Annotated in this window: 4 protein-coding genes (1 of these 4 only partly in view); 2 read left to right on the forward strand and 2 right to left on the reverse strand. The window is 74.8% G+C overall.

The window, feature by feature from the left end:
* Positions 1 to 1076: the 5' portion of a hypothetical protein gene (locus D476_RS0121460; RefSeq protein ID WP_026123725.1), read on the reverse strand. Its footprint begins 994 nt before the window's first position; the window shows 1076 of its 2070 coding nt (coding positions 1-1076); it begins with the start codon at positions 1074 to 1076; the stop codon falls past the left edge of the window.
* Positions 1077 to 1139: 63 nt separating this feature from the next.
* Positions 1140 to 2630, reverse strand: a complete 1491-nt coding sequence (locus D476_RS38265; RefSeq protein ID WP_051061813.1) for a serine/threonine-protein kinase — start codon at positions 2628 to 2630, stop codon at positions 1140 to 1142.
* A gap of 154 nt (positions 2631 to 2784) precedes the next feature.
* Here D476_RS38265 and D476_RS0121470 point away from each other — a divergent pair, with 154 nt between their 5' ends.
* Together D476_RS0121470 and D476_RS0121475 are read left to right on the forward strand one after the other, a co-directional pair.
* Entirely contained in the window at positions 2785 to 3597 is an 813-nt protein-coding gene (locus tag D476_RS0121470; RefSeq protein ID WP_017625979.1) for a TIGR03089 family protein, read from the forward strand.
* Positions 3598 to 3680: 83 nt separating this feature from the next.
* A partial coding sequence (locus tag D476_RS0121475) for an LCP family protein (protein WP_449289412.1) occupies positions 3681 to 4636 on the forward strand: 956 nt, incomplete at its 3' end.

The following is a 4636-nucleotide window of genomic DNA, read 5'->3' on the forward strand; positions in this document are numbered from 1 at the left end:
TCGGTGCGCGGGACACCGTGCCGCCAGAGCACGGCGGTGCCGACCGCGGTCGCCGCCACCACCGCCCCGCAGATCACCAGCAGCGGGTCCAGCGAGGCGGACAGGTGGTCCAGGTAGGGGCGGGACAGCCCGAACCCGGCCACCAGGCCGTAGCCGGTGCCCGCGGCGAGCCCGAGCGCCAGTGGCACCCCCTGCCCGCGCCGGGCGAGGATCAGCAGCCCGGCGACGACCACGACCGGCAGCGCGTCGCGCAGCATGTCGATGCGCACCACCAGGCCCAGGCCGAACATCAGCCCGGCGGCGCCCGCCAGCAGGTGCGGCCGCCCCCACCGGCCGCGCAGCGGCACCCGCTCCGACAGGGCGTCGACGGCGACCGCGAGCCCGCCGAGCATGAGGAGCTGGGCGACGGGTTCGCTGTAGGTGGAGCGGGCCGCCCACTGCACGGGCAGGGAGGCGGCGAGCAGCAGCGCGGCCAGAGGGGCCCAGCGGGGCCCCGCCAGGCGGGCCGCCAGCCCGCCGAAGGCCAGCACCGCCAGCCCGCCGACGACCGGCGGGACCAGCACCATGCCGGAGGGCCCGGCGATCCAGTACCCGACGGCGTAGAGCAGCGGCGCCCCGGCCAGGAACTGGGGCCAGATCTCGTCGCCCACCTGGTAGTAGGCGAGGCTGCCGTAGCTCAGTCCGGGGGCGTCGCCCGCGATGAGCTCACGGCCCTGGGGGATCGGCAGCGAGCCGTGCTGGGCGATCCAGATCGCGTACTGGGCGTAGGAGGCGGGGTCGCGCCGGATCACCAGCGTTTCGGAGTGGTAGGCGAGCTGGACGGCGGTGAAGGCCGCGGCGACGAGCAGGGTCGCGGCCACGGGCCACCAGGGCGGCGGGTCTCCTCTCGGTTCTGGGGTCCACCGGAGGGCCGCGCAGACGGCGAGGGCGACGGCGGGAACCCCGGCGGCCAGCCCCGCGAGGGGGGTGAACCACCCGATCAGCAGCAGCGGGAAGGCCACGAGCAGCCACCCCGCGAGAGCGAAGGCGGGCAGCACGGTGGCGCGTGCCAATAGGAGTCCGGGAATGCGGGACATGAAGGCTACTGTGCCACTGAAGGCCCCGTAGGCCGATTCCGCCCCGCTGGGCGGCACGGAGGGCTACTCCTCGCGGCGCATGGGGAGTTCGTCGCCGTCCGCCGCGGGGCCGTCGAGGTCGACCGTCAGCACGTCCGACTCCAGGGTGATCAGCGCCCCCCGCGGCGCCGGGGCGGTGCACTCCTCGCCCTGGCCGGAGTCGACCACCTCCGCCTCGTAGCCCTCGGCCGGGTCCTCCCAGCCGCGCACCAGGGTCAGCTCCAGGTAGCAGTCGTCGTCCTCGGCGTTCTCCAGGACCGCCGTGCGCTCGCCCTCGTCGATCTGCATCTCCCACAGGTCCACACCGGCATTGCCCTGCCAGTCGCCCTCGAACTCGGCGGTGAACACCGGGGCGGGGATCGGCGCCGACGTCGGCCCCGTCGGGGTCGGCGAGGGGGCCGGGGAGGCGGACGGCCCACCGCTCGGGGACGGCTCCCCCGCGTCCTCCGTCCGTCCGGCCACGGCACCCTCGGCGTCCCCGGCGTCCTCGGGGCCGCCCTGGCCGCCCCGCAGGAGGCCGGGCAGGAACAGCCCCGCCGCAAGGGCCAGAGCGGCCAGCGCGGCCGCGCCGACGGCGGCGGCGACCCACCGGCCGGTGCGCCGCTCCGGCTCCTCCCGCCGCGGCGGCCCCTGCCCGCCCAGGGGCGCCGTGGCCCCTGCCGCCCCCATGGCCAGGGTGGTCCGCGGGTCGGCGGCCTCCGGGGCGGTCTTCCGCCCCAGCAGCATCATCAGCAGGTCCTCGGTCCGCGGCCGCCGCGCCGGGTCCTTGGCCAGGGCCGCCACCACCATCGGGCGCAGCCGCTCGGGCACCCCCTCCACGTCGGGGACCCCGTGCAGCACCCGGTGCAGGACCTCGGGCACGGTCTCCCCGGCGAAGGGCGGCCTCCCGGTTGCGGCGAAGGCGGTGACGGCGCCCCAGGCGAACACGTCGGCGGAGGGCCCCACCCCGGTGCCGGAGATCTGCTCGGGCGCCATGTACGCCGGGGTGCCGATGGCGGTGGCCGTGCGGGCCCCGTCGGCCAGCGGCACCTGCGCCACGCCGAAGTCGATGACCCGCGCGCCGCCCTGCGCCAGCAGCACGTTGTCGGGCTTGAGGTCCCGGTGGACGATGCCCGCCTCGTGCACCGCCACCAGCGCGGTCGCCGTGTTGACCGCCAGCCGCTCCAGGTCGCCGCCGGTCAGCGGACCGTCCGCGCGCACCGCCTCGGCCAGCGACGGGCCCTCCACGTACTCGCTGGCGATGTAGGGCGGGTCCGCGGTGAAGTCGGCGTCGAGCACCGCCGCCGTACAGAACGACGCCACCCTGCGGGCCGCCTCGGCCTCGCGGGTGAAGCGCTCGCGCATCGAGGGGTCGGCCAGGGAGCGGGCGCTCAGCGTCTTGACCGCCGCGCGGGTGCCGTCGGGCGCCTCGCCCAGGTAGACGGTGCCCTGGCCGCCCTCACCGAGGCGGCCGGTGATCCGGAAGCGCCCGACCCGGCGCGGGTCGGAATCGGTGAGGGGGCGGGGTGCGGGCACGGCTACGGTCCTTCCGGGGGTCTTCGGGGCACGCCTGAGACGCTATCCGACCACCCCGTCCGGGCACCGCGCCCGGCCCAGTAGCATGTCCGCAGCCCCGCCCCTCCCCCAGCCCGTTCCCGGCGGGGCCGCCGAACCAGCGGAGGACCCTCCTGTGCCCGCGGACACCCCTGCGCTCCTGTGGCGCGACGCCCACGACGCCGACCCCTCCCGCCCCTTCGTGACGGCCTACGACGGCCCCGTCGGCGGGCGCGTGGAGCTCTCCGGCGCCACCTTCGGCAACTGGGTCGCCAAGACCGCGAACATGCTGGCCGACGGGCTCGGCGCGGTCCCGGGCGAGCGCGTGGCCCTCGCCCTGCCGGTGCACTGGCAGTCGCTGGCCTGGCTGGTGGCGTGCTGGTCGGTCGGCGCCGTCCCGGTGCTGCCGGACGACGCGGGGACCGTGCCCGAGGCCGACATCGCCGTGGCCGACGCGGACCGGATCGGGCCCGCCCTGGACTCCGGTGCGCGCGAGGCCGTCGCCGCCTCCCTGCACCCGCTGGGCGCACCGCTGCCCGACTGCCCTCCGGCGGCCCTCGACTACGCCGACGAGGTGCGCGGATACGGGGACCGCCACACGCCCGCACCCGCCGCCGCCGACCCGGGGCACCCCGCCCTGGAGTCGGGGGGACGGACCCTCACCGCGGCCGAACTGGCCGGGGCCGCCCGGGACCTGGCCCGGACCTGGGAGCTGACCGACGGGGACCGTGTGGCTATCATCACCTCAGCGCGGGAACCCCTGGGGGCCCTGGGGCCGGATCTGTCCCGTTTCCTCGCCCCGCTCTCCCGCGCGGTGCCGCTCGTCCTCACCCCGGGTATCGATTCGGCTAACCTGCAATCACGGCTTGATATGGAACGCGCCACGGCCCTCGTCGGCGCACCGCCCGGCACCCCCGCGCCTTCGGGCGGCATCCGGCCACTGTCCTGACGTCCACCCATTGGTTCCCGATGCCGAGAAAACGCCCCTCCTCACGCGGCTCCACGCGGGGTCACGCCGCAGCCCGGCGGGCGGTGTCGCCCGCACGGATCATCGCCATGGTCTCCACCGGCCTGGTCATCGCCGGTCTGCTGACCGGATACGGCGTCTACTTCAACATCTACAACAAGATCAACCAGGAGCAGATCGACTTCGATGAGTGGGGCGACCGCCCCACCCGCGTCGACGGGGTCATGAACATCATGATCATCGGCTCCGACGTGCGCAGCGGCGACAACGCCGAGTACGGCGACGCCGAGGGCGAGCGCCCCGACGTGCTGGCGATCGCGCACATCTCCCCGGAGAAGAAGAGCGCCACGGTGGTCAACATCCCCCGGGACTCCATCGTCGACCAGCCCGAATGCAAGCCCAAGGACGACAAGCCGGGCCAGGCCGCGCACACCGCCATGATCGGCGAGGCCATGAACAACGGCGGCGTCGAGTGCCTGTGGAAGACCGTCGAGGACCTGACCGACGTGCACATCGACCACTTCGTCAGCGTCGACTTCACCGGCTTCAAGCAGATGGTCGACGCCCTGGGCGGGGTCACCATGTGCATCCCCGAGCCGGTCCAGGACAAGGCCGCCGGACACCTCGACCTGGAGGCCGGGGAGCAGAAGCTCACCGGTGAGGAGGCGCTGGGCTACGTCCGCTCCCGCAAGGGGCAGGGCGACGGCAGCGACCTGTCGCGGATCAGCCGCCAGCAGGACTTCATGGGCGCCATGCTCAAGACGGTGATGAGCGGCGACGTGCTGTCCAGCCCCACCACCCTCAACTCCTTCCTGGGCTCGGTCGCCGACTCGCTGAGCACCGACGACGGCCTGACCGTGTCCACCATGGGCGACATCGGGGTGGCCATGCGCGAGGTGGACCTGAACGACATCGAGTTCATCACGGTGCCCAACGGCCCGCACCCGGCCGATCCGAACCGGGTCGCCTGGTCCGAGCCGAAGGCCTCCCAGCTGTGGCTGCGGGGCGCCCACGACGAGAT

This window comes from Nocardiopsis chromatogenes YIM 90109, from assembly GCF_000341185.1.
Lineage (GTDB): Bacteria > Actinomycetota > Actinomycetes > Streptosporangiales > Streptosporangiaceae > Nocardiopsis_A > Nocardiopsis_A chromatogenes.